This window comes from Xanthomonas populi, from assembly GCF_002940065.1.
Classification (GTDB): Bacteria; Pseudomonadota; Gammaproteobacteria; order Xanthomonadales; family Xanthomonadaceae; genus Xanthomonas; species Xanthomonas populi.
Genome location: NZ_MDEJ01000056.1, coordinates 1 through 25,120 on the forward strand (window position 1 = coordinate 1; position 25,120 = coordinate 25,120).

23 protein-coding genes, 1 other RNA gene and 3 pseudogenes are annotated in these 25,120 nt (G+C 63.2%); 8 read left to right on the plus strand and 19 right to left on the minus strand.

Annotated elements, in window-relative coordinates:
* Positions 1-382: hypothetical protein (locus XpopCFBP1817_RS10740; protein WP_244171136.1), on the plus strand; the 382-nt coding region annotated here is incomplete at its 5' end.
* Between the two features lie 381 nt (positions 383-763).
* Here XpopCFBP1817_RS10740 and XpopCFBP1817_RS10745 read toward each other — a convergent pair.
* The 4 genes and pseudogenes from XpopCFBP1817_RS10745 to XpopCFBP1817_RS10755 all read right to left on the minus strand — a co-directional run bounded on the left by XpopCFBP1817_RS10745 (position 764) and on the right by XpopCFBP1817_RS10755 (position 3,558).
* On the minus strand, positions 764-1,312 hold the full coding sequence (locus XpopCFBP1817_RS10745) for a recombinase family protein (protein ID WP_128417126.1): 549 nt from the start codon (positions 1,310-1,312) through the stop codon (positions 764-766).
* Positions 1,313-1,669: IS30 family transposase (locus tag XpopCFBP1817_RS22930; RefSeq protein ID WP_244171137.1), on the minus strand; the 357-nt coding region annotated here is incomplete at its 5' end. It lies immediately after the preceding gene.
* A gap of 1 nt (position 1,670) precedes the next feature.
* Positions 1,671-2,211 (minus strand): annotated as a pseudogene (locus XpopCFBP1817_RS22935) (IS30 family transposase); the annotation flags it as partial.
* 414 nt (positions 2,212-2,625) lie between these two features.
* Entirely contained in the window at positions 2,626-3,558 is a 933-nt protein-coding gene (locus tag XpopCFBP1817_RS10755; RefSeq protein ID WP_244171138.1) for a site-specific integrase, read from the minus strand.
* Positions 3,559-3,958: 400 nt separating this feature from the next.
* On the opposite strand from XpopCFBP1817_RS10755, the pseudogene XpopCFBP1817_RS10760 reads away from it, so the two are divergent.
* Positions 3,959-4,728, plus strand: a pseudogene (locus XpopCFBP1817_RS10760) (MFS transporter); the annotation flags it as partial.
* Between the two features lie 52 nt (positions 4,729-4,780).
* Here XpopCFBP1817_RS10760 and XpopCFBP1817_RS10765 read toward each other — a convergent pair.
* Together XpopCFBP1817_RS10765 and XpopCFBP1817_RS10770 are read right to left on the minus strand one after the other, a co-directional pair.
* Positions 4,781-6,694, minus strand: a complete 1,914-nt coding sequence (locus tag XpopCFBP1817_RS10765; protein ID WP_128417127.1) for a CocE/NonD family hydrolase — start codon at positions 6,692-6,694, stop codon at positions 4,781-4,783.
* 152 nt (positions 6,695-6,846) lie between these two features.
* Positions 6,847-7,086: a hypothetical protein gene (locus XpopCFBP1817_RS10770; RefSeq protein ID WP_128417128.1), complete on the minus strand. Its 240-nt coding sequence runs from the start codon at positions 7,084-7,086 to the stop codon at positions 6,847-6,849.
* 127 nt (positions 7,087-7,213) lie between these two features.
* Between XpopCFBP1817_RS10770 and XpopCFBP1817_RS10775 the strand changes: the two genes are divergently transcribed.
* A complete protein-coding gene (locus XpopCFBP1817_RS10775; RefSeq protein ID WP_244171139.1) occupies positions 7,214-7,852 on the plus strand; it encodes a hypothetical protein in 639 nt (212 codons plus the stop codon).
* Positions 7,853-7,924: 72 nt separating this feature from the next.
* On the opposite strand, the gene XpopCFBP1817_RS10780 is transcribed toward XpopCFBP1817_RS10775, so the two are convergent.
* Complete coding sequence (locus tag XpopCFBP1817_RS10780) at positions 7,925-9,172, minus strand: glutamate-5-semialdehyde dehydrogenase (RefSeq protein WP_128417129.1); 1,248 nt, start codon at positions 9,170-9,172, stop codon at positions 7,925-7,927.
* Between the two features lie 340 nt (positions 9,173-9,512).
* On the opposite strand from XpopCFBP1817_RS10780, the gene XpopCFBP1817_RS10785 reads away from it, so the two are divergent.
* A non-coding RNA gene (locus XpopCFBP1817_RS10785) (sX9 sRNA) lies at positions 9,513-9,588 on the plus strand.
* 71 nt (positions 9,589-9,659) lie between these two features.
* Here XpopCFBP1817_RS10785 and proB read toward each other — a convergent pair.
* From proB to XpopCFBP1817_RS10840, 11 genes are all read right to left on the minus strand, one after another.
* A complete protein-coding gene (proB, locus tag XpopCFBP1817_RS10790; RefSeq protein ID WP_128417130.1) occupies positions 9,660-10,814 on the minus strand; it encodes a glutamate 5-kinase in 1,155 nt (384 codons plus the stop codon).
* 13 nt (positions 10,815-10,827) lie between these two features.
* Positions 10,828-11,088, minus strand: a complete 261-nt coding sequence (locus XpopCFBP1817_RS10795; protein WP_128417131.1) for a YciI family protein — start codon at positions 11,086-11,088, stop codon at positions 10,828-10,830.
* Positions 11,088-11,453 carry a cupin domain-containing protein gene (locus XpopCFBP1817_RS10800; RefSeq protein WP_167393903.1) on the minus strand — a complete coding sequence of 122 codons (366 nt, stop codon included), beginning with the start codon at positions 11,451-11,453 and terminating at the stop codon, positions 11,088-11,090. Before XpopCFBP1817_RS10800 ends, XpopCFBP1817_RS10795 begins: the two co-directional genes overlap by 1 nt.
* Entirely contained in the window at positions 11,453-12,748 is a 1,296-nt protein-coding gene (locus XpopCFBP1817_RS10805) for an argininosuccinate lyase (protein WP_128417132.1), read from the minus strand. The genes XpopCFBP1817_RS10800 and XpopCFBP1817_RS10805 overlap by 1 nt, the downstream gene beginning before the upstream one ends.
* A 148-nt stretch (positions 12,749-12,896) precedes the next feature.
* The gene (gene argC, locus XpopCFBP1817_RS10810; RefSeq protein ID WP_128417133.1) at positions 12,897-13,850 is read right to left on the minus strand and encodes an N-acetyl-gamma-glutamyl-phosphate reductase; all 954 of its coding nucleotides are present in this window, start codon (positions 13,848-13,850) and stop codon (positions 12,897-12,899) included.
* Positions 13,847-14,458, minus strand: coding sequence for a GNAT family N-acetyltransferase (locus tag XpopCFBP1817_RS10815; RefSeq protein ID WP_128417134.1), 612 nt, complete (start codon positions 14,456-14,458; stop codon positions 13,847-13,849). The genes argC and XpopCFBP1817_RS10815 overlap by 4 nt, the downstream gene beginning before the upstream one ends.
* 5 nt (positions 14,459-14,463) lie before the next feature.
* Positions 14,464-15,807 carry an acetylglutamate kinase gene (locus XpopCFBP1817_RS10820; RefSeq protein ID WP_128417135.1) on the minus strand — a complete coding sequence of 448 codons (1,344 nt, stop codon included), beginning with the start codon at positions 15,805-15,807 and terminating at the stop codon, positions 14,464-14,466.
* A gap of 48 nt (positions 15,808-15,855) precedes the next feature.
* Entirely contained in the window at positions 15,856-16,956 is a 1,101-nt protein-coding gene (locus XpopCFBP1817_RS10825; protein WP_128417136.1) for an acetylornithine deacetylase, read from the minus strand.
* A gap of 195 nt (positions 16,957-17,151) precedes the next feature.
* A complete protein-coding gene (locus XpopCFBP1817_RS10830) occupies positions 17,152-18,378 on the minus strand; it encodes an argininosuccinate synthase (protein WP_128417137.1) in 1,227 nt (408 codons plus the stop codon).
* A 66-nt stretch (positions 18,379-18,444) separates the two neighbouring features.
* On the minus strand, positions 18,445-19,488 hold the full coding sequence (locus tag XpopCFBP1817_RS10835) for an N-acetylornithine carbamoyltransferase (RefSeq protein ID WP_128417138.1): 1,044 nt from the start codon (positions 19,486-19,488) through the stop codon (positions 18,445-18,447).
* A 312-nt stretch (positions 19,489-19,800) separates the two neighbouring features.
* Positions 19,801-20,301: a hypothetical protein gene (locus XpopCFBP1817_RS10840; protein WP_167393905.1), complete on the minus strand. Its 501-nt coding sequence runs from the start codon at positions 20,299-20,301 to the stop codon at positions 19,801-19,803.
* A gap of 200 nt (positions 20,302-20,501) precedes the next feature.
* Here XpopCFBP1817_RS10840 and cysS point away from each other — a divergent pair, with 200 nt between their 5' ends.
* The 3 genes from cysS to XpopCFBP1817_RS10860 all read left to right on the plus strand — a co-directional run bounded on the left by cysS (position 20,502) and on the right by XpopCFBP1817_RS10860 (position 23,902).
* Positions 20,502-21,941 carry a cysteine--tRNA ligase gene (cysS, locus tag XpopCFBP1817_RS10845; protein ID WP_167393904.1) on the plus strand — a complete coding sequence of 480 codons (1,440 nt, stop codon included), beginning with the start codon at positions 20,502-20,504 and terminating at the stop codon, positions 21,939-21,941.
* A gap of 276 nt (positions 21,942-22,217) precedes the next feature.
* Positions 22,218-22,655 carry a SufE family protein gene (locus XpopCFBP1817_RS10855; RefSeq protein WP_128417141.1) on the plus strand — a complete coding sequence of 146 codons (438 nt, stop codon included), beginning with the start codon at positions 22,218-22,220 and terminating at the stop codon, positions 22,653-22,655.
* Entirely contained in the window at positions 22,652-23,902 is a 1,251-nt protein-coding gene (locus tag XpopCFBP1817_RS10860) for an MFS transporter (RefSeq protein ID WP_128417142.1), read from the plus strand. The genes XpopCFBP1817_RS10855 and XpopCFBP1817_RS10860 overlap by 4 nt, the downstream gene beginning before the upstream one ends.
* Before the next feature lie 127 nt (positions 23,903-24,029).
* Here the strand turns inward: XpopCFBP1817_RS10860 and XpopCFBP1817_RS10865 are convergent, their stop codons facing one another.
* Entirely contained in the window at positions 24,030-24,722 is a 693-nt protein-coding gene (locus tag XpopCFBP1817_RS10865; RefSeq protein WP_425479103.1) for an IS4 family transposase, read from the minus strand.
* Between XpopCFBP1817_RS10865 and XpopCFBP1817_RS10870 the strand changes: the two are divergent.
* A pseudogene (locus XpopCFBP1817_RS10870) lies at positions 24,715-25,120 on the plus strand (transposase); the annotation flags it as partial. The gene XpopCFBP1817_RS10865 and the pseudogene XpopCFBP1817_RS10870 overlap by 8 nt on opposite strands.

Here is a 25,120-nt window from a genome sequence, read left to right on the forward strand (position 1 = left end):
TGGAGCGATTACGCACACTGCCCGAACACGTCTACAACCAGATGGTCATGGGCTGAAAAACGTGGGGATACCTCAGAACCCGGACCATCTTTACACCTGGGCCGAACGCGAAAACGACCTCAGGGTGTTCTGCCCGAAACGATACGAAGACAGCAAGGAACTGCCGCAATTAATCGCCGGCCTAGATCAGCGCAATGTCTATCGAACACGGCATCACAACCATTTCGCTGTGAAGCCAGTGACACCCGAAGGGCACTACTCCATTTGGTTCCGCGTGGAGCGCAGGCGTCATTTCTTATTGATGGTTGTTGAAAGCGCTTACATCCGGCTGGATATGGACGACCAAATCGCGCACTCAACTGCGTGCGACGAAGCTGATTGACGTGCTCGTCAACGCTAGGTAGGCAGACAGCAAAAAGCCCGCGTAAGCAGGCTTTTTGTTAAAGAGCATGGTAATGCGGGCCGGAGTCTCTTAACCCCACTCTGGGTGGGACCTTCCTAAGAAGGTGGCCATCTCCCCCTACACACCGGGTCGGGAGAGCCTGTGACTGCTCGATGGCAGTGGGGCTATATTGGCCACTGCCGACGCTCCCGTCAACCACAAATGAAGCGAACATAAACAAGCATTCAGGCTACAGGCGACCCAGTCTCACCGGCCAGGAGAATGCCGCCAAGAGTGAGCGCATATCTCCTTCACACGCCTGAGGCGGCCGGATCCGTCAGACGTTCAGGTGTCATTCTCAGAAGACGACTGCACGGAATGTCAGGAGTCGGCTGCACTGGTGGATTGCAGCGCGGCGTATAGAGCCGTCTTGCTCACCTTGAGCCGTGTAGCGGCCTCTCGGGCATTAAGCCCGTTGGCGATGTGCTCCCGCGCTCGCTGCAACTTGTCGGCGGTGACAACCGGCTTTCGCCCGCCCTTCCGCCCACGTGCGGCGGCAGCGGTCAGCCCGGCCTTGGTGCGCTCGCGGATCAAGTCGCGCTCGAACTGGCCCAGTGCGCCGAAGACGTGGAAGATGAGCCGTCCGCCCGGCGTGGTGGTGTCGATGCTTTCGGTCAGCGACCGGAAGCCGACGCCACGCGCTTCCAGCGCGGCGATTGTCTCGATGAGGTGTGGCATTGAGCGCCCGAGCCGATCCAGACGCCAGACGGCCAGCACGTCGCCGGCGCGCAGGTAGGCCAGCGCATCAGCCAAGCCGGGCCTGTCGGCCTTGGCCCCAGAAGCCGTGTCCTCAAAAACGCGCTCGCAGCCTGCCTTGCGTAGCGCATCCGTCTGCAAAGCGGTGTCCTGTTCTGCCGTCGATAGGCGAATTCAACTCTGAATCGCAACGCTGTTGAGGATCTCCTCGGAGAAGACGTCGAGAGGCGTTTTGAATCCGAGTATCTTGCGCGGACGATTGTAAAGCCGCTGCTCGATCCATCGCAGGTGCGCATCGGTGATGGTGTTGAAATCGGTCTGTCGTGGCAAGTACTGGCGTGTCAATCCGTTGGCATTTTCGTTGCTGCCTCGCTGCCATGCGCAGTACGGATCTGCAAAATAGAAATCGCTCTGCAAGCAGGCGGCAATGAGCCGATGGTCGGCGAACTCCTTGCCGTTGTCGGCGGTGAGGGTGTGCACTGTATGGCCTAGGCCACCGAGCCGCTGGACGATGGCGTTGCGCACGTTCTCNTGACCACCACGGCCTTTCCATGGGAGGCCCGGAGGGTGTCCAGCTCCCAATCGCCGATGCGGCTGCGCTGCTCCACCACGCTTGGGCGCTGTGTCCAGCAACGTCGATGCGTCAGCTGCCCGCGGCCATCGCGCACGCCGCGCCGACGGCGCTTGCGGCGGCGCCTGCGTAAATGCGTGAACAACTGACCACCGCGCTTCTGGTCGGCGTCGATGTGCCGATAGATCAATTCGTGACTGGCAAGGCCAGTGCGACCGGCAATCTGTTCCGGACTGAAATCCTCCCTCAGCAGGACCTCGATCTGGCAGATCCGCTCAGCGTCGATGCGTGGACGCCGACTGGCCTGCGTGCGCCGATGCTCGCTGATGCGCTGCGCGTGATCTGGCAGAGACTGCCGAGCGTGCTGGTTGCGGCGCAGTTCGCGACTGATCGTGCTGGGCGCACGCTCCAACACACTGGCGATAGCCCGCATCGACATGCCGGTTTCATACAACGCATGGAGACGGTAGCGTTCTGGCAGGTCCAGGCGGCTGGATGACATGGGCAACTCCACTTGATGGTGAAGTCGCTCAGGTCAGGTCGCCTGGACCACTTCACAACCGTTGGTGTTGCGAATCAGAGTTAAAGCCGCCCCCTGAATTGATCGACGGTGTGCGGCTATATATGCAGCCTTGTACCGATGGATGCTGACCTCACTGAATCGACGGCAGGCCTCCGACGATCTTGACCGTCTCCACGCTGACGCGGATCAAGCGCTTGACCAGATTCAGGATGTAGAGGGTCGGCAGGGATTCGTGAAAAGTTCTTTTCTGACAGCAGGCTAGCTCACTTTTGGCTATTTTTTACACGAATCCCTGCCGACCCTTAAAAACGCGACCGGCCCCGAGGGCGCCTTGATGCCTCGCGTCAGGACCGTAACGCTACGATATAGTAGCGTTACGATAACGCCACCTTCTCAGCCCAGCTTCTTCGCAATTTCCTCGGCTCGCGGGTGGTAGTAGCGCTTGAGCATTCGCAAGTCGCGATGCCCTGTGACAGCGCTCAATTCGAGTACGTTGGAAAGCTTGTCGGCCAGTCGCGATGCCGCCTCGTGGCGGGTGTCGTGAAAATTCACATCCACGAGGAAGCCCGGGGCTGGCTTCTTGCCAGCAGCAGTGCAATCGTCGGCGTAAAGCGCCTTGGCACGCTCCGTAGCACGCCAGAAGCCTTTCTGTAGGGCGGCGGCGGTGATCGGGAACACGCGCTCAGCCTCCTCCTTCCGCTTGGCTTGCAGCTCCTTGAGCAGCAATACGGCCGTCGTCGATAGCGGTACGGTGCGGGGATCGCCGTTCTTGGTGTCCGGCAAGTGCGCAGTCCGCCGCTTCAAATCCACATGCTCCCAACGCAACGCCAACAACTCTCCACGCCGCATCGCCGTTTCGATGGCGAGCTTGACCAATGGGCCAAGCCACGGGTTCCGTGCACCCGAACCCAAGGTTACGTCTGCCCGGCGCTCGCCTTCCTGCAGTGCGGCAAACAGGTAGCGTTCCTCTTCAGCAGATAGGCGTCGGTCGCGGGCTTTGGCCTTCTCCGGCCGTCGCACGTGCGGTATCGGATTCTCGACGTTGATGCCCCATTCGCGCTTGGCGTGATTGAACACCGTCGATAGCACATCGATCTCGCGATTCACCGTCCCACCGGTGACCTCCTTGAGGCGCCGGTCCCGCCAAGCGGCAATCTCCTTGCTCGTCACTGCTGCCATCTTTAGGCCCGACAGCGTGGCATCCTTGAGGATCACATCGATCTTCACTTCCTCGATGGCCGCCGACTTCTTCGCTGGGGTCACTTCGAGCTTGTACCGTTCCAGCACCTGTCTGAGCGTGGTCTTCTCGGCCTCGCGGCGATCCACGAACCCGGAGGTTTACAGCTCTCGATCCAGCGCCCGAGCCCACTTCTCGGCATCCTCGCGGTAGGTGAACGTCCGCGATTGCTCCGGAAAACCTTTGATGCGAACCCGCGCACGCCACTGCAAGTCGCCCCGTTTCGTGATCTGTGCCATCTCGCCTCCAATGGCCCACCATTGGCCCAATAAAGGCAATTTAATTTTGAAACCTAACTTTTATCAAGATGTCTCTTTACGTTCGGGACGTAGAGGTCGCAGGTTCGAATCCTGTCTCCCCGACCAGTTTCAAAATACAACACCGGCCTTGCGCCGGTTTTGTGTTTTCAGGCGTTGCCACATTCTTGTGCGCAGTGCGGATGGTCTGTGTCATGCCTGTTGCCATTGCCAATGCTTCCTCGTCACCGAGTTGCGTGGCCGCGGCTTGGTGCTAGCTGCCATTTTGCTGTCCGCCTTCAACTTGCGCACGGCGGTCATCTCGTTGACCCCGCTACTGGAACGCATTGCAGATGAGTACGCATTCGGCGCCCCCACCATGGGTGCGATCGGCATGTTGCCGACGGCCGCGTTTGCATTCACCGGCGTCGCCACGCCGGCGTTGCTGCGCCGCTTCGGCTTGCTGCGCATTGCGCTGTTGTCGATGGCATTGGCGACCCTTGGATTGGCGTTGCGCCCGCTGCTGCCGGACACCGCCGGACTGTTGGTCGGATCGCTGGTTGCGCTCGCCGGCATGGGCATGGGCAACGTGGTGTTGCCGCCGCTGGTGAAGCGCTATTTCGGCGATCGCGCAGGCGGTGTCAGCACGCTGTACATCACCGTGCTGCAGGTCGGCACCTTGTTGCCTGCGCTGCTGGCAGTGCCAGTTGCCGACGCGCTGGGCTGGCGCAGTTCGATGGTGGTGTGGGTGTTGCCGGCATTGCTGGCGTTTGCGGCCTGGGCCTTGGTGTACGCCAACCATCGCCGCCTCTGCGCCACCGGGCCGGCACCGATCACGCCGACGCCTGAAGCCGAAGGCCGCGTCGCGCGCACCGCACCGCACCGCGCTGGGCTGGGCTGGGCTGGAGCATGGCGCTGACCTTCGGCATGACCTCGCTGATCACCTATTCGATGTTCACCTGGTTGCCGACGCTACTGCGCGAAGCCGGCGCCTCGCCCGCGTTCGGCGGCACCCCTGCCGCCCGCAGCTGCTGGAAGACGTATGGGGGGCCGCCGGCGCGCGGCACCCGTGTGGTCAACGTACCGGCAGACTGATGTAGCTTGGCTGCTCCGGGCTCACGGACACCCGCTGGGTGGCTTTTTGATAATCGTCAGGCTTGGCAAAGAAGATGTTGTCCACGTAGCGCTGCGGGTTGCGGTCGTAGAGCGGAAACAGGCTGGACTGCACCTGCACCATCAGCCGGTGCCCGGGCTGGAAGGTGTGATTGGCAGTCGGCAGGCCGAACTGAAACGCCAGCGTCTGATTGGACGCAAGTGGCTTGGGTGCGCTGAAACTTTCGCGATAACGGCCGCGGAAGATCGCCAGCGAGACGGGGAGCTCGTAGCCGCCCATCTTGGGGTTGGCCGCCACCTCCTCCGGATACACGTCGATCAACTTCACCACCCAATCGCTGTCGCTGCCGCTGGTGGAGGCCTGCAGGTGCACTTCCGGCGCACCGGCGATCTGCAATGGTTCGGTCAGCGGCTCGGTGACGAAGGTCAGCACGTCCGGGCGTCCGTCGACGGAGCGCTGATCCTGCACCAGCCAGGTGGTCCACATGCTACGGTCGCCGAAGTCCACCGGGCGCGGCACGAACGGCACCGGCTTGGCCGGGTCGGAGACATAATCCTCGAATCCCGGCTGCCCCGCCGCCGGCCGCTGGAACGACAGCTTGCCGCCGGCCTGCAGATACAGCGGCTTGCTGGTCGAGGCACAGCCCTTCTCGCAACTGCGCGGCCAGGCCTGCAGACGGTCCCAGTGATTTTCGCCGGTGTTGTAGATAAACACCGGCGGCGTGCTCGCCTTGGGCGCGCCATCGACCAGGTATTGATCGAAGAACGGGCGCAGCACATCAAAGCGAAACTGGCGCGCGGTGTCGCCGTCGAAATTCAACGCGCCCAATGCGCTGCCGTCGTAGTTGACCTGGCTATGCCGCCACGGCCCCATCACCAGATAGTTGAGCGTGTTGTCTTTGTCGCGCGGCTCCATCGCCGCATAGCTATGGATGGCGCCCCACATGTCTTCCTGGTCCCACAGGCCCTGCAACCACATGGTCGGCACGTTGAGCGGCGTGCGCGCCATCACCTTGTCCAGTGCCTGCTCCTGCCAGAAGGCATCGTAGGCAGCGTGTTCGGTGAGCTTGTGCCACCACGGCAGCTGCTCCAGACCGGCGGCCTTTGCGAAGTCGCCCGCCGAGCCGGCGCGCAGCAGGTTGCTGTAGTCGTCATGCCCCTGCCGCGCAATGCCGGTGCCCTTGCCGCGCTGGGTGAGCTGGCCGGTGAAATAATCGAAATTGACCTGGCGGAACGCGCCGTAATTGAACCAGTCGTCGCCCATCCAGCAGTCGATCATCGGGCTTTCCGGCACCGCGACCTTGAGCGCGGGATGTGGGTTGGTCAGCGCCATCACCACGGTGAAGCCTTCATACGACGAGCCGATCATGCCGACCTTGCCGTTGGACTCCTTGAGGTTTTTCACCAGCCAGTCGATGGTGTCCCAGGCATCGGTGGCATGATCGACCTGACTCGGATTGAGCGGCCCGCGCAGCGGCCGGGTCATGACGTAATCGCCTTCCGAACCGTACTTGCCGCGTACATCCTGGATCACGCGGATATAGCCGCCTTCCACGAATACGTAGTCGCCCTGCGCGAGCAGATCCTTCATATGCGGCGAGGCCATGCGCTCGGTGCGCCCGCTGGCGTTGTAGGGCGTGCGCGTCAGCACGATCGGCGCGTTGCGCGCGCCCTTGGGCAGCACGATCACCGTGTGCAGCTTGACCCCGTCGCGCATCGGGATCATTACCTCGCGCTTGATGTAGTCGTTGGCGGCGCCGGCCGCCACGAACGGCTTGCCGGTGATGTCCGGCGTCATCGGCGAAGTTTGCGCCATCGCGCTGCCGGTGGCGGCAGCAATGGCGGTGGCGAGCAGGCAGGCGGCAAGGCGGCGCATCGAGGACTCCGGAACGTGCGGGGCAGTCGTCGACTGTAGGCAGGCAGCGGGCTGCCCGGGGAGTGTCAAAGGTCGTGTTGGCGGGATGGGAACACGGCGACCGACCGCAAGGCGCTGCCCCGGCATCTGAACCACCAGAGTCCATGTATCGCTCAGCTGGCAGGCGCAGTAGGCCTAGCGAGAACAATGGCCAGCGCATCACTGCCGCCAAATTGCACGCGATCAGACTCAAAGATAAGCAGCGAAATATTCCATTGATCGCGCATCGCGCGCTGGAGGCGATGCTGATGCCCACGATTCGCACGCAAGTCAATTTCTTCGCGCTTCCATTTTTCGAAAGGGATATTCGTGCGCATGATGGAGTGGCCTTCAACAATCAGGTGCTCATCCATGGGTATTTGCGGTTCCGTCGATCGTGTCAATTCGGGAAGACTCACATATACCGAAAGTTCTCCTGCCCAGCAGTCGCCAGCGGGCAACACTCTGCAGTATGTCAACAGCCCCGACCACACAAGTGGCGTGCTGGCAGGACTGAGCAACGTGAGCCATAGCAGGAGTGCGAGCAGATCGCCTTCACGACAGCGCCCGCTCTCGCCGAGCCTCAAGGCTGTCAGCGACATCATGCTGTCCGTCAGGGCCCAGCACTACAAAGCGCCCAACTTGAAATCGAGCAACAAGAAGCGAAAAGACAGCTTCGAGGAGGTCGCTCGAATCCACAAGGCGAATTCAGAAATCCGCAGCATGCGAAAGCAGGTGGATGACCGGGAAGAAGACGTGGTGTCGTCGGCCACATATGGGAAAGCGCACAACTGTGGTGAACTGGCGACCCTGGCCGTCTACTACTTGCAGCAAGATCGCAATCTGGTCGCACACCTTGCTTTATCCGGAGAAGAACACAATGTCGCAATCGTCGGCCCAGTGCCGGACGCAGGCACCTTGCCTTCGGACATGACAGATTGGGACGCGGACATCTATGTCTGCGACCCCTGGTGCAATATCGCCTGCAGGGCAAACGACTATCCCGCCAAATTCAAAGAAAAGATGGAAAAGTGGGACAGCGCCGGGAAACAGGTGTGGCTGTCAGGAAGTGGCTTCGTTTCCCAAACGAGCGATGAATGGATGAGCACGGTGCTTGGAGGAGAAAAGAGGGCCACGTGATCGAGCCGATGTCGGCCAGTGGCGCTGCAATGCACAGCGCCACACGACTGCACCGGCAACGCATGCCACACTTCAGTGGCGCACCTGCCCCTGCCCACGCACCACGAAGCGCTCCACGGTGAGCGCTTCAAGTCCCATCGGACCGTAGGAGTGCAGGCGGGTGGTCGAGATGCCGATCTCGGCGCCCAGGCCAAGCTCGCCGCCGTCGGAAAAACGCGAGGACGCGTTCACCATCACCACCGCCGAGCGCAGCGATTGCACGAAGTGTTCGGCATTGGCGGCGTCCTGCGTGGCGATCACTTCGGTGTGGTCCGAGCCATATTGGCGGATATGCGCCAGCGCGGTGTCCAGATCCGGCACCACGCGAATCGCCAGGATCAGATCGAGGAATTCGGCGGCGTAGTCGTCGTCGCCGGCAGGCACGACATCGGGCAGCAATGCGCGCGTTGCCGCGTCGCCACGCAATTCCACATGGCGCGCGCGCAGGGCTTGCGCGGCGGCCGGCAGAAAGTTCTGGGCGATGTCTGCATGTACCAGCAAGGTCTCCAGCGAATTGCATGCTGACGGCCGGCTGGCCTTGCCATCGACCAACAGACGCACGGCTAGGTCCACGTCTGCCGACGCATCCACAAACAGATGGCACACGCCGTTGTAATGCTTGATCACCGGCACCCGCGCGTGCTCGGCGACAAAGCGGATCAGGCCCTCGCCACCGCGCGGAATCGCCAGATCGACGATGTCGCTGAGTTGCAGCAGCTCCAGCATGGTCTCGCGGCGCAAGTCTTCCACCAAGGTCAGCGCAGCCTCCGGCACGCCTGCCTCGCGCAAGGCGCGCTGCAGGGCGCGGGCGATCGCAGTGTTGGACTGGATCGCCTCCGAGCCGCCACGCAGGATCACGCCGTTGCCGGCCTTGATGCACAGCGCCGCCGCATCGGCGGTGACGTTGGGGCGCGCTTCGTAGATCATCGCGATCACGCCCAGCGGCACGCGTACCTTCTGCACGCGAATGCCATTGGGACGGGTGTCTTCGCGCGTGATCTGACCGACCGGATCGGGCAACTGCGCGACCTCGCGCAGTGCGGCGGCGATACCGGCCAGGCGCTTGTTGTCCAGTGCCAGCCGATCGAGCATGGCAGCGCCCGTCCCCTTTGCGCGCGCCGTATCCAGGTCGCGCGTATTGGCCGCAAGAATCGCGTCGGCATCGGTGTCCAATGCTGTCGCCATTGCATCAAGCAGCGCCTGCTTGGCCTGTGCGGTGAGTTGCGACAGCACCTGCGCAGCATCGCGGCATTGCAAGGCCAGGGTTTTGATGTGCGACATGGCTGAGGCTTGATCGATAGGCAGAGATGACAGGGAAAGTAACGCAAAGCGCTGCGCATCGCCAAAGCAGTCGCGCTTGCAACGATTTGAGGGCGCATGCGGCGCGCAGATCAGATGCGTGTGTCGCCGCGTCACAGAGCGTGATGGAGCTGAAACAATGGCGGATACACCCGTCCAGCGGCGATCCACGGGATGTGGACGGCATGCCCGGGACGGTCGGCCATTTGCGCATTCCTAGCACTGACGTTGCACGCGTTGCAGCACTGGCGCCAGGCCTAAGAGCGGCTAACAAAACTACTGCGCAGCCGCCAGGCGGGCGCGGCCGGTGCTCGGAATCGGCATGTACCACCCGTACACTCCGGTTCCTGCGCGCCGTCCGCACCCACCTGACGACTGCTCGCTACGTTTTGTTAGCCGCTCTAAGTCCAACGACGGCCCGCAACACCGCATCGTGCCCGCAGGCAGCTACGTGTCTTCACGCACTCGGCTATAGCAAGACCAAATCATCGCGATGCACCACATTCTCGCCATAGCTGTAGCCGAGCACGGGTTCGATTGCGCGCGAATGGCGACGGGCGATGCACCGGATATCCACTGCCGAATATTGGCTGACACCGCGCGCCAGGCAGCGCTCGCCATCGGCATCGCACAGGCGGATCTCCACCATGTCGCCACGACGGAAGTCGCCTTGCGCACTGGTCACACCGCCCGGCAACAGCGAGGCGCCCTTGCCGGTCAACGCCGCAGCGGCACCGTCATCGATCAGGATCGCGCCTGGCTCCACCGGTGCGTGGCGCAGCCAATATTTGCGTGCGGCGATGCGCGTGCGTGCCGGGTGGATGCGCGTGCCACGCAGGCGATCCTGCGCAAGCCCACGCACCACCTCGCTACTGCGGCCGTTGAACAGATAGGTTTCGATGCCGGCCGCACCCGCTTTTGCGGCGGCTTCCAACTTGGTGCGCATGCCGCCGGTGCCCACACTGCTGCCGCTACCGCCGGCCATCGCCAGCACCTCGGCAGTGAGTTCGGGCACCTCATCGAGCGCCCGCGCCAACGGGTTGCTGCGCGGGTCGGCGCTGTACAACCCATCGATATCGGTGGCAATGAACAAGGCATCGGCATCGACCAGCGCGGCGACGATGGCCGCTAGATTGTCGTTATCGCCTAGCTTGAGCTCGTCCACCGACACGGTGTCGTTCTCGTTGATCACCGGCAACGCGCCCAGCCGCAACAACTCGCCCAGGGTGGCGCGTGCATTGAGATAACGGCGGCGGTTGCGCAGGTCATCGTGAGTGAGCAACACCTGCGCCACCGGACGCTCGAAAAATCGCTGCCAGAGCGCGATCAATTGCGCCTGACCCAGCGCAGCCAGCGCCTGCCGCGCGGCGATCGGTGCGCCGGCCTCGGCGGCTTTCGGCAAGATCGCCCGGCCAGCTGCCACGGCACCGGACGACACGATCACCAGCTCGCGCCCGGCGGCCAGATTGGCCGAAACGAACTGCGCCAGGCCCAATGCAAACCGCGGCGACAGGCCACCACCATCGGCGGCCAACAGACTGCTGCCGACCTTGAGCACCGCGCGTCGCCATGGCGGCAGCGCTTGCTCGGTAAATGACGAAGCAGTGGTGATGGGCGTGCTCATGGCGACAACGTGCTCAGAACGTGTTCCATTCGTAGACGCTCAGCGTCGATGCATCGCGCAGCAGCAGCGGATCGCGCGCGACGATCTGCCTGGCTTCGTCCAGACTGTCGACGTTGACCAGCACATAGGCGCCGCCCGTGCGATCGCTGAAACCGCCGGTCAGTTCGAGCTGGCCGGCTGCGCGCAAGCCCTCGAGAAACGCCAGATGCGGTTGCACCACATCGGCGGGGAAATCCGCATTGCGTATCGCCACGACCAGATAGCGCGTCTTCATCAGTCTGTGTCCTTCGTGCGTGCGGCGGCAGGCGTGCGTTCGCCGCGCCCGTGCGGTGCAGCGATCACTAGAAAGCGCGCTTCGACATCGGAGAGATTGTGCATCTGATGGGTGGTGCCAGGCGGCACTTCCAGGCCCTGCCCGACGCCGAGCACGTGCTGCGCGCCATCCAATCGCAGCATCACCTCACCGGCCAGCACGTAGAAAAAATGCCGTGCGCGGCTGTGCCGATGACGCGACTCCGCCACGCCTGGCGGCATGCGCTCTTCGAGCACGCTCAAGCTGGGGTCGCGCAGCAGATGCCAGCCTTCGCAAGCTTCGCCCCAGCGGTAGTGTTCTGCGGTATCGATACTGATCATGGCCATCAGCGCAGGGCCTCCCAGCGGGTACGCAGGACGTCCAGCTGCAGATCCGCAGCGGCGCCTGGCGATACCCGTGCGGCCAGGCTGCCTTCCGGCGTGCGGCCCTGCCCTGCGGTGTCGGAAGATTCCGCTGCGGCCTTGTAGGCCTCGCGGAACGGCACGCCGGCGACAGCCGCTTCCACCGCCACATCGGTGGCGTACATGCCGGAATCGATCGCGGCACGCAGTTTGTCCGGGCGCCATTCCAGATTGGCCAGCAACGCCGGCAGCAGTTCGAGCGCGGCCAGGCCGCGCCCGAAACCATGCACGATCGCGCCCTTGCTGATCTGCAAATCGCGGTGATAACCGGACGGCAGCGACAACACCTGTTCAATTTCGGTCCGCGCCGCCGCCACGCTGGCGTGGGTGGCGCGCATCAGTTCGATGACATCGGGGTTGCGCTTGTTCGGCATGATCGAACTGCCGGTGGTGTATTGCGCCGGCAACGCGACGAAGGCGAACTCGCCGCTGGTGAACAGCGACAGATCCCAGGCGATGCGGCGCAGATCCAGGGTGGCGCCGCCGAGGGATTCGAGCGCGGCCAGTTCGTACTTGCCGCGCGAAAGTTGCGCGTAGATCGGCGACACCTGCAGACGCGCAAAGCCGAGCTCGGCGGTGGTATGCGCACGATCCAGCGGCAGATTGACGCCGTAACCGGCCGCTGTGCCGAGCGGATTGCTGTCCACCAGACGCAAGGTGTCGGTCGCGCGCACCGCATTGTCGATGAAGGCCTCGGCCCAGCCGGCCCACCACATGCCGGCAGACGACACCACCGCACGTTGGATATGCGTATAGCCCGGCACCGGCAAGTCGGCTTCGGCCTGCGCGCGGTCCAGCGCCACCTTGGCGATTTCCGCGCTGAGCTCGGCCACGCGCTGCAGCTTGTCTTTCAACCACAGGCGCGTGGCGACCAGAATTTGGTCGTTGCGGCTGCGCCCGGTGTGGATCTTGCGACCGGCATCGCCCAGGCGCTCGGTCAAACGCGTCTCGATCGCCGAATGGCAATCCTCGTACCGCTCGTCGAGCACGAACGCGCCGCTGCGGAAGTCCTCCGCCAGCAGATCCAGTTGCTCGCTCAACCCGCCCAGTTCCTGCAGCGACAGGATCCCGATGTGCTGCAGCCCCTGCGCATGCGCCTTGCTGGCAGCGATGTCGTGCAGGAAAAACTCGCGGTCCAGGATCACGTCGTCGCCGGCCAGAAAGCGCTGGATCTTGGCATCTACTGCCACGCCGGGTTTTTGCCACAACAGATTGGTCATCGTGCATGTCCTTCAAAAAAATCCGCATGCAGCGCAAGCGGAGTCAAGCAATCGCGCGTGCGCAATGAGCGCACCGAAGAATCATTACCACGTTTGCGCCACAAGCATCGCGCGCGCCGTCAATATGCACGCAGCGCAGGCGCGCCGATCAATGCGCAATCGCAGTCAATTCGTCCCAGCCGAGCGCCAGGTTGAGGTTCTGCATGGCCTGCGTGGCCGCGCCCTTGAGCAGGTTGTCCAGCGTCGCCACCACCACCACACGCTTGTTGCCCGGTGCCAGCGTCACGCCACCGATCTGCGCGCCGTGCTTGCCGGCGATGCGGCTGACCCACGGCGCTTCGTCGACGATCTCGATCAGGGCTTCGTCCGCGTAACGCTGTGTGTAGCGCGCCTGGATTTGCTCACGCGTGAGCGCTTGCTGCAGCCACAGGTTGACGGTCATGGTGATACCACGAAAATGCGGCGCCACGTGCGGCATGAACTCCACCGGCACGCCCAGCTGCGCAGACACTTCGCGCTCGTGCATGTGGTTGGTCAGCGCATACGGCATCAGGTTGTCGGCCAGCAGCTCGGGGTTGTTCTTGTCCGAAGGCGTAGTGCCTGCGCCGGAATAGCCGGAGACGCCAAAGCACTGCGGCGGGCTGGCCAGCTGATCGAGCAGCGGGGCGATCGTCAACTGAATCGCGGTGGCATAGCAGCCCGGGTTGCTGATGCGCTTCTGCCCGGCGTAGGTGCCGCGCGTCAGCTCAGGCAGCCCGTAATACCAGGCTGGATCAAAGCGGTAATCGGCCGACAGATCGATCAACAACGTTTGTGGCCTGGCGGCATCGATCGCAGCGACGAAGGGCTCGGCCTTGCCGTTGGGCAGCGCCATAATCACCACATCGGCCGCCTTGGCGACCACCGCGTCGGCATCCAGGCGCTCGTAACGCAGCTCGCCTTGATAGGCATCGTTGTGGTCGGCCACAGGTTGCCCGGCCAGCTCGCGAGAGGATACGAAGACCAGCTGCAGATGTGGGTGTGCCGCCACCAGTTTGATCAATTCCGAACCGGTATGCCCACGGGCACCGACGATGCCGATGGTCGTTGTTTGAACAGTCATGCGTTTGCTTCCAGGCGGAACCGCAGGTGGCGTTTGACCCCGGCCCATTCCGTATCGATGATGGAGAACACCACGGTATCGCGCGGTGTGCCGTCAGGGTGGCGGGTGTGATTGCGCAGCACGCCATCCTGCTTGGCCCCGAGACGCGCAATCGCCGCGCGCGAGATGTGATTGAACCAGCTGGTTTCGAACACCACGCTCAAGCAACCCAACGTTTCGAATGCGTGCTGCAACAGCAGCAGCTTGGTTTCGGTATTGACGCCGCTGCGCTGCACGCGCGGTGTGTACCAGGTGTAGCCGATCGACAACTTGGGCACCGTAGGGTCCAATCCGTAATAGCGCGTACAGCCGACGATCTCACCGGCCGCATCGCGCACCACGAACGGCAGCACCAGGCCGTTGGCCTGCGCAGCCAGCGCAGCGACAACGTCGTCGTCCACCTGCGCCGGTGCCGGCACGCCGGTGTACCACAGCCGCGACAACGCACCGTCGTCCAGTGCGGCACGCAGCCCATCGGCATGCGCAGCTTGCAGCGGTTCAAGGGTTGCGTGCTGCCCGCGTAGCGTCGGCAACGCGCGCCAGCGCGGTGGCAATGCGGTGGGCGCCATCGTGCTCAGCCCAGCAGGGTCGGCTGACGCGTGGCGCAATGCGCCACGCAGTGCTGGATCTGCTCGAAGTTTTCTAGCCCGTACCAGAATACCTTCCACTTCTCCTGCTTGATGCAGCCGTCGGACTCGGCGTAATAGAAAATGTTGACCTGGTTGTTGTGACGCGAGCGCCAGAACAGCTGCGGGGTTTCTTCGCGCATCACGTTCCATACCGCACGGCCCAGGCCCTCGCCCTGCGCATCGTCGAGCACGGCGAACTTGTCCAGGTAGATCAGCGCGCTTGCACCGAGCATGCCCTCATCGGTCAGGATCACCGCCGCGCGATAGTTCTCGCTGACGTAGGCGCGCAGCAGCTTGGTGTTGCCGAAGTAATCGGGCACCAGGGTGCGACCGAAGCTGGATTCGATCAACGAGGTGAGACGCGGCAGATCCAGTGCGTCCCATGAGGTCGCACGCAGCACGCGCTCGCCGCGTCGCACCAGCGTGCCCGAACCCTTATGCGTGAACAGCTCCTTGGCCAGATCTGCGGGCCGGGTAATCGACACCGACGACTCCAGCGGCAAACGATCCAGCAAATCCCTGATCTGCTCGATCTTGACCCGCATGCCGCCATTGATCCACGGCTGCTGCATCAGATGATCGAACTCGGTGGACAGGTTGATCGAATCGATCACCTTGCCGTCGGCATCCAGCAAGCCGCCGGTGCCGGTGAGGAAGATGATTTTGTACGGCTGCAGTTCCTGCACCAACTCGTTGGCGGCAAAATCCGCGTTGACGTTGAGAATCTGCCCGCTCGGCGTCTCGCCCAGGCTGGTGATCACCGGGATCGAGCAGGCCTGCAGGCTGGCTTCGATCGGCGCCAGATTCACCGCCTTGACCTCACCGACCAGGCCATAGGTGTCGCGGTCCAGATACTGCGCTTCGAACACGCCGCCGGTGATCGAGGTGGCCCGTGCGCCGTTCTGCTGCAGCGCTTCGACCAGCTTGAGGTTGGAAGCCTGGAACACCTTGCGCACGATCGCCAGCGCTTCCGGCGAGGTCACCCGCAGGCCATTGACGGTGCGCTTTTCGATGCCAGCGGCCGACAACTCGGCATCCAGTTGCGGGCCGGCGCCATGCAGCACGATCGGGGTCAGCCCCACTTCCTGCAAAAACGACAGCGACGAGGTCAGCGCTTCCAGATCGTCGCGCAGCACCGCCCCCCCCACCTTGACCACCGCAAAGCGTTTGGCATCCAGCTGCGAAAAACGCTTGAGGTACTGGCTGATTTCCTTGGCGCTGGCCATGCTCGAAAGCAGGCGCACGATGGTCTGGCGGGTCTGTTTGTGGGGCTGTGCGGAGAAGGACATTGCCGTGATCGAAGAGAGGAGTGGCCGCGCCAGGCGCGGAAGGCGAGTTCAGTTGGAGCCGTTGATGATGCGATGGACCGACTCGGCATAACGTTGCAATTGCGCGAGTGTCACAAACTCGTCGGCGGTGTGTGCCTGTGCGATATCGCCTGGGCCGCACACCAGCGCGGTATAGCCACCGGCCGAAAACAGCGAGGCCTCGGTCCAGAAATCCACTGCGTTGCCGATCGGCAGATCCAGCGCATCGGCCACATCGCGTGCGGCCAGGCGGCGTTCCTCTGCAAGCGCGATGTCTCCAAACGGCAGGCTCGGCCCGCGAAAGGTTTCTTCGAACTGCGCTGCTGCCGGCTCGGCAAATCCGGCAAAGGTTGCCAGCAATCCATCCACGTCCATCGATGGCAGCGGACGGAAACCGAAACGCACCTCGGCTGCCGGCGCAATCATATTTGCCTTGATGCCACCATCGACGCGACCGATATTGAAGCGCAAACCCGTCAAACCACCGAAGCGCGCATGCGCCAGCGATTCCACATGATCCAGTGCTTTTCCACCCCAGCGCATCGCCTGATGCAACGCACTTGCGGAAGGATCCTGCTTGCCCGACGCATGCCCGGCACGCCCGGCAAAACGCATCAATACCGAGCTGATGCCGCGATGCGCCAGCACCGCCTCGCTCATGGTCGGCTCGGCGACCAGCACGGCTTGGTACGGCAATCCACGCGCCACAAACGCGGCAATACAACGCGGGTCGTTGGCTTCTTCGTCCGATGAAAACAGAAATGCCGCATCGCCCTCGCCGGCGTTGGCTGCTGCAACTAACGCCGCCGCCGCACCTTTGATGTCGCACACACCCAGACCGATCACGCGATCGTCGGTGCGCCGCATCACCTGCGGATCTGCACTCCAGTGAGGCGAATCCGGCACAGTGTCCAGATGCACGTTGAACAGGTAGTTGGGCGCACCGCGCACCGCATAAAGGCTTACCGCCCCGGCACCGTGGTCGATCACCTCGACCTGGAAACCAGGCAACTGCAGACGCAGGTAATCGAAAATGCCGCCCTCGGCAGCGATCGCACGCGGCGGATTGCGGGTGTCGAAGGACACCAGTTTTTCGAGGTACGTGAGGGTGGATGCGAGTAAATCGGTCATAGCGATGTGATTGGTGGTCCGAAGCAGCGGCCAAGCAGAAGTGTGAGCAGATCGTTCTCCCTTCGGGAGAGGGTGCCCCGAAGGGGCGGACAAGGGGAAGGTCAAAGCGCTCGCAGTGTTCAATTGCACCAGGCTTCGCTTCGCTCCGTACCCTCACCACACCCCCTCTCCCGATGGGAGAGGGGCTTTGGATCCTCAGCGATTTACTTGCGCATACAGCGTCGAACTCATCCCGAACAGCTTGATGAACCCCTCGGCTTCTTCCACGCCCCAGTCGGCCGACTGCGCGTAAGTCGCGCCCTTGGTATTGAGCAGATGCGGCGAACGCACGACCACCGCATCGACGCGGCCACCGCGGGTTTCCAGCGTGACCTCGCCGTTGACCTTGGACTGCGAGGACTGCAAGAACGCCTCGATGTCGGTCTTGAGCGGGTCGTGATAGAAGCCTTCGTACACCAGCTCCACCCACTTGCGCGCCACGTCCGGCTTGAAGCGATTCTGCTGCTTGGTCAGCACCGCATCTTCCAGCGCGCGGTGCGCTGTCAGCAGCGAGATCAGGCCCGGCGCTTCGAACACGATGCGGCCCTTCAGGCCGATCACGGTGTCGCCGGTGTACACGCCACGGCCCACGCCGTAAAGCGCGAACAGCGTGTTGAGCTGGGCCAGAATCTGCTCGCCCGGCAGTGCCTTGCCATCCAGCTCGACCGCTTCGCCTTCGACAAACTTCAGGGTGACGTGCAGCGGCTCGACCGGCCACTCGCTGCGCGGCGCACACCAGCCACGCGCACCCTCGCCCGGCGCTTCCCAACGGTCGATCTCGCCGCCGGACATGGTCAGCCCGAGCAGGTTCTCGTTGATGGTATAGGCCTGCTGCTTGGCGCGCACGCCGAAGCCGCGCTCTTCCAGATACCTCTGTTCGTAGGCGCGCGTCTGGGTGTGCTCTTTCTGGATTTCGCGGATCGGCGCAACAATCTGGTAATCGCCCAATGCCTTCACCGCCAGATCGAAACGCACCTGGTCGTTGCCCATGCCGGTGCACCCATGCGCGATGATGCGCGTGCCCAGTTCATCGGCGCGCTTGAGCGCGGCATCGACGATCAGATAACGGTCGGACACCAGCAACGGGTACTGGCCCTGATAGCCCTCGCCGGCCCACACGAACGGCTTGACGAAGCCTTCCCAGATCGCCGGACCACCGTCGACGGTGACATGGCTGGCGGCACCGAGTTCAGCGGCGCGCTTTTCGATGAAGTCACGTTCTTCTGCATCCACACCGCCGGTATCGGCAAATACGCTATGCACCGCGTAGCCCTGCGCCTGCAGATAGGGAATGCAGAAGCTGGTATCCAGGCCACCGGAGAACGCCAAGACGATGTCTTTTTTTTCGGGACCGGGACCCGGGGAAGCGTTGGATTGCGACATTGGAAAACTCCTGTGGGGATTTGATTGGAATTGGAAAAACAGAGTGCGAACGCGCCAGCGGCTCTGTTACGGGTCCCGGGTCCCCGGTCCCCGGTCCCGACCTTGGCTCACCAGCGCCGCCATAATCGCCTTCTGCACATGCAAGCGATTCTCGGCTTCATCGATGGCAATGCAATTGGGCGAATCCATCACCGCGTCGGTGGCTTTGACGTTGCGACGCAGCGGCAGGCAGTGCGAGAACACGCCGTTGTTGGTCAGCGCCATCTTGGCCTCGTCGACGATGAAATGCTGGTACTGGTCGCGGATCGGTTTTTCCGGTTCCCAGTTGCCGAAAAACGGCAACGCGCCCCAGCTCTTGGCATACACCACGTGGGCACCAGCGTAGGCGCTGTCGATATCGTGGATGACCTGCAGCGAGCCGCCGCTTTCGGCCACATTCTGCGCCGCCCAATCCATGTAACGCTGATCCAGGATGTAGTCCGGGGTCGGACACAGCAGGGTCACGTCCATGCCCATGCGGGTGGCGATCGTCAACGCGGAATTGGCCACTGCGGTGTTCAGCGGCTTGGGGTGATAGGTCCAGGTCAGAACGTATTTCTTGCCGCGCAGATCCTGCGTGCCGAAGTGTTCCTGCAGCGCCATCGCATGCGCAAGCTCCTGGCACGGGTGGGTGATCGTCTCCATGTTGATCACCGGCACCGGCGAGTACCTGGCAAAGCTCTTGAGTACCTGATCCTCGCGGTCCTTGGACCAGTCGACGAACTTGGGAAACGCGCGCACGCCGATCAGATCGACATAGCGGCCCAGCACCCGCGCCACTTCGGCGATGTGCTCTTCGGTGTCGCCGTCCATGACAGCGCCCAGATTGAACTCGATCGGCCAGGCGTCCTTGCCCGGCTGCAGCACCACCGCATGCCCGCCCAGCTGAAATGCGCCCAGCTCGAAGCTGGTACGGGTGCGCATGGACGGGTTGAAAAAGACCAGCGCGATCGACTTGCCCTTTAGCTCGCTTCCCAGCTTGTTGCGTTTGAACAACGCGGCCTGAACCAACAGCGCGTCCAGGTCGGCGCGACTCCAGTCCTGGGTGTTCAAGAAGTGCTTCAGTGACATCGATCGATCCTTGTGCTGCGTGCTTCTGCTGCGTGGTCCGCCAACAGCGACGGGGTGCGCGACATGCGCGTTTCTTGCGGTTGAAACTTTTGTGACGCCCGAAACGAAAAAACCCAGCCTTGAGGCTGGGTTTTCAACAACGGACAGCAAAACGCCCGGGTCACCCAGCGAACATGTGGGATTCCGGTCGGCGGGCACGCGAGGCCATGCCGGAGGCCATCCGGGCGGCGCTGGTGTCGTGCTGAAAGGCGTTTGCGTGCATAGGGCGCGAATCCTCGCATGCATGCGCGCACCGCGCAACTGCTGCCCGCGTCATCGCGGCGGCGCGACGATGGCGTCGGGAATGTACGGGGTCACCGACACCCTGATACGCAGCCGGTTGCCTGGGTCTTCCGGTAGCCGCGAACGGTACTTGGTGCCTTTGTAGACGTAGTCCACATCGAAGGCGATCGGGCGCCGGAACTCGCGCGGCACTTCCACCACCCGGCAATTACGGCGCGTGCTGGTCGGTGGCACCTCCACCGGTGCAGACGGCAGCTCGGGCCGGCGCGAAAACATCTCCTTGGTCGAATCGACCATCAGGTTGATCCGGCCTTCGTCGTCTACAGCGGCAGCTGCGGCGACCGGCGCAATCTGCTCGGCCTCGCACTGTTCTTCGATGCGGGTGGCGCGCAAGGTCTGGTAGACCGGCTCGACGTTGAGCACCTGCGCGTAGTCCAGCTTCACGTTCTCGATCACCACAATCCGATTCTTGGGGTCAGGCTCTGCCGCATGCGCCGCCAGTGCCTGCCAGGCAAACACACACAGCAGCATGAAGAACAGGAAAGGTCGCATCAGTACCGGAAAAAAAGGCGTCGCCAGGCAGTACGTAAGTCTATGTAGCTTGTGATCTCCGGGGCTGAACGCAACCCATCCGATTGCGACTGCTCGCCATGACCGCCCATCGCCTGGGTTTGGTTCGCCTCGCCGCCGCGACCGGCTAGAATCGCGCAGTTACCCTTTTCCAGATGCCGATGAGCCTGCGCCTGCACAACAACCTGACGCGGCGGGTCGAGCCGTTCGCGCCGCTCGATCCCACCAGCCCCACCCTGTATGTGTGCGGCCCTACCGTCTACAACTACGCACATATCGGCAACGCCCGCGGCCCGGTGGTGTTCGATGTGCTGGCCGCGCTGCTGCGGCGGCGCTACGGCGCGCTGCGCTACGCGCGCAACATCACCGACGTGGACGACAAGATCAATGCCGCAGCCCAGGCGCAGGGCGTGCCGATCTCCACCATCACCGACCGCTTCGCCGCGATCTACCGCCAGGACATTGCCGCGCTCGGCGTGGTGCCGCCAGACATCGAACCGGCAGCGACCGCGCATATTCCGCAGATCGTGGCGATGATCGAGCAGCTGATTGCCAACGGTCACGCCTACGCCGCCGAAGGCCATGTGCTGTTCGCAGTGGCCAGCTTCGAGCACTACGGCAAGCTGTCGCGCCGCGATCCGGACGAGATGCTGGCCGGCGCGCGCGTGGACGTTGCGCCGTACAAGCGCGACCCGGGCGACTTCGTGCTGTGGAAGCCCTCCAGCGACGACCTGCCCGGCTGGGAATCGCCGTGGGGCCGTGGCCGCCCAGGCTGGCATATCGAATGCTCGGCAATGGCCGCCGCGCATCTTGGCCCGACCATCGATATCCATGCCGGCGGCGTGGACCTGCAGTTCCCGCATCACGAGAACGAGATTGCGCAGAGCGAGTGCGCGCACGGCGGCGCCACCTTCGCGCGGTTCTGGCTGCACAACGGCATGCTCAATTTCAGCGGCGCCAAGATGAGCAAGTCGCTGGGCAACATCGAAACCGTGCACGACCTGATCGCCAGGCACCCACCCGAGGCGCTGCGCTACGCGTTGCTCAGCGCGCATTATCGGCAGCCGCTGGACTGGTCGGATGGCTTGATCGAGCAGGCCAAGAACACACTGGACCGGCTGTATGGCACGTTGCACGCTCTGACCGCCGTCGAAAACCCTGCAGGGATTGGCCCCGCGCAGCCGACCACGATTCCTGCCGATGTGGAATCGGCGCTGGACGATGACCTCAACACGCCGTTAGCGCTTGCTGCACTGGCAAAGCTCGCAAAGCGGGCCAGCCGGGCACTGCATGATGACGCACCAGCGGGCGGGCCGGACAGTGAGCGAAGCTGCGAGAATCTTGCAGCGATGCGCCAAGCCAAGTCCGATTTGCTTGGCGCAGGTCTGGCTCTTGGCTTGCTGCAGCAGAACCCGGCGGCATGGTTCTCGCGCGGCACCGATGCCGGCGACGATGCGCGAATCACCGCATGTGTCGAGGAGCGCAATGCTGCAAAGAAAGCCAAGGACTTCGCCCGCGCCGACGCCATCCGCAAGCAACTGGCCGACGAAGGTATCGTGCTGGAAGACACCCCGCAGGGCGTCCGCTGGAAGCGCGCATGACCTTCCCTCCCTTCTCCCGCCGGGAGAAGGTGCTCCGAAGGGGCGGATGAGGGTGCGGGCAAAGCCACATGCACCGACTTTTTGAGGAATGAGCGAAACCGCGCGCATCAACTTTCAGCTGGGCTTGGCCCGTATCCTCACCCCAACCCCCGCTCTGCGCCCCAGCCCGCGCTGGCGGCGCGGGCGCTCCAAGGCCCGCGCGCCAGTGGCGCGCAAACCCTGCCTTCTCGCCCCGAAGGGAGAGGGGCTACCGCCGAATTGATTCTGGATGTTTAGATGACCAAAACCCCCTTCCCGCTCGAACCCACCGCCATCCAAGCGCAGGCCACCATCGCCGAAGAATTCTCCTTTTTCAGCGATTGGTCCGAGCGCTACCAGTACCTGATCGATCTCGGCCGCAAGTTGCCCACTTTCACTGAACAGTGGAAGACCGAAGAACACCGCCTGCATGGCTGCCAGTCGATGGTGTGGATCGTGCCGGAGGGCAATGCCGAGCGCCTGGACTTCCATGCAGTCAGTGACTCGGCGATCGTCTCAGGGCTGATCTATCTCGCCTTGCGTGTGTATTCCGGGCGTAGCGCGCAAGAGATCATGGCTACCGAGCCGGACTACATCGCCGGCATTGGCTTGGCCAAGCATCTATCGCCCACCCGCAGCAATGGCGTGGCCGCGATGCTTGCGTTCATCCGCGACACCGCCCGCGCGCAGCAGTGAGCACCCCGACGCCCTCGCCCGCCGCCTCGCTGCGCACGCTGCTCGCCTATCCGGGCTTCGGTCTGGTGCTGCTCTACCGCGTGGCGGCGATGCTGTCGTATCAGATCGTCGCAGTCACGGTCGGTTGGCATATCTACGAGATCACCCGCAATCCGCTCTCGCTGGGGTTGATCGGCCTGGCGGAGATCCTGCCGTTCTTCTGCATCGCGCCGTTTGCGGGCTATCTGGTCGATCATCTGCCGCGCCGCCGCTTGGGCATGGTCGCAGCACTGGGCTTGGTCGCCACCGCACTATTGCTGCTGGCAATCACGCATGGCTGGCTGCCGGTGCAAGGCGTCTGGCCGATCTATGCGGCCATCACGCTGACCGGTGCGGCGCGCTCGTTTCTGTCGCCGGTCTACAACGCCTTGTTCGCGCGCGCATTGCCACGCGAAGCCTTTGCCCGCGGTGCCAGCATCGGTAGCGTCACCTTCCAGGCCGGCATGGTGATCGGCCCGGCGCTGGGCGGCGTGCTGGTCGGCTGGGGCGGCAATGGCCTGGCGTACGGCGTTGCGGCGAGTGTGGCGTTGGTGGCGATCCTGGCGCTGGCCTTGTTGCGCGTCAGCGAGCCGGTGAACGACGGCCCACGTGCGCCGATCTTCCGCAGCATCGCCGAAGGCGCGCAGTTCGTGCTGTCCAATCAGATCATGCTGGGCGCGATGGCGCTGGACATGTTTTCGGTGTTGTTGGGCGGCGCAGTGTCGATGCTGCCCGCCTTTATCCACGACATCCTGCACTACGGCCCTGAGGGGCTGGGCATCCTGCGCGGCGCACCGGCGCTGGGCTCGATTGTGGTCGGCGTATGGCTGGCGCGGCACCCGCTGCAACGCAATGCCGGGCGCATCCTGATGCTCTCGGTGGCTGGCTTCGGGCTATGCACGATCGCGTTCGGCCTGTCGCGCCACTTCTGGCTGTCGGCGGCGATCCTGCTGGTGTACGGCATGTGCGACGGCGTGTCGGTGGTGGTGCGTCAGACCATCCTGCAGTTGGCCACGCCCGATGCGATGCGCGGCCGGGTGTCGTCGATCAACGGCATCTTCATCGGCTCGTCCAACGAACTGGGCGCGTTCTACGACGGTGTAATGGCGCGCCTGGTCGGCCTGGTGCCGGCAGTGGTGATCGGCGGCTGCGTCACCCTGGGCGTGGTAGCCACCACCGCATGGAAGGCGCCGAAGCTGCGCAAGCTGGATCTGCGCGATCTGCAGTGATGTGCGATAGCGCAATGCCGGTAGCCAACGCGGCCGGCATCGCTATTTACCTGACGCACAAAAAACCCCTCACATGGCGTAATGCTGTTCACTTATTGAGGGTCGGCAGCTAAGGTATCCCCACGTTTTACAGCACCAGCGTCATCTGCGTGCGCACGGCTTGCGGCAGTGTGCGCAAGCGTTCTAACCACCGTGAAACGGGTTCCATCGGCCAACGTCTGATCAACGCCTCGCGGCCGACACGCAGTGTCGAGTAGAGCTTGCGGGTACTGTTGCGTGGCGATAGCCAGTGGGCGATACCGGTGGACTCGCAGCCGAGTCCTGCCAGCCAACTGGCGAATGTAGCCAGCGTATGAATCAACAACAGGATCTGCAGCCGCTCACCGTGGCGGGTCAAACTATCTTCCATTGCTTGGCCGTAGCGATGCGACTTCAGATCACGAAATGCGAGCTCGATCTGCATCCGTCGTGCGTACAGGTCAACCAACTGTTTTGCGCTGGGTGCTTGCAACTGCGGGGATGCAACGATGAGCCATGGCTCGCGCTCACGCGCTGCTGCTTTCAGACTTGATGATGCACGCGATCCTTTTGCGGGTGAGCGCCGGTTGCGTTGCTGCCGTCCCTGCCGTGCCTTGGCATAAAGCACCAGGCGGCAATCGAGTGGATCGCTGCGATTGGCCTGCATCGGTGGCAATTCGTATGCACGGTTGGACGCCAGCCCATGCAAATTCCGGCTATCGCTCCATTGCGCTGCGTCATCCGGCTGAATGCCCCGGGATTTCGGGAGGCTCAACTCTTGAGAAGATGGAGCAATGAGCAAGACAAAGTATTCCCCGGAAGTGCGAGAGCGGGTGGTTCGGCTGGTGCGTGAGCATCAGGGCGAGTACAGCTCGCAGTGGGCGGTGATCGAATCGATTGCCGGGAAGATCGGCTGTTCGGCGCAGACGCTGTGCAACTGGGTGCGGCAGGCCGAACGTGATGCCGGCGAGCGCCAGGGGCTGACGACGGACGAGCGGACGCGGATGAAGGCACTGGAGCGTGAAGTGCGTGAGCTGAGGCAAGCGAACGAGATCCTGCGCAAGGCCAGCGCGTATTTCGCCCAGGCGGAGCTCGACCGCCGCTTCAAGCCCTGACCAAAAACACCTCCGCGCCCAGGGTGTTGCGCGCCTGGTGCCGCACCTGCAGGCACAGGAACCGCGCATCGGCCGCCACGCTCGC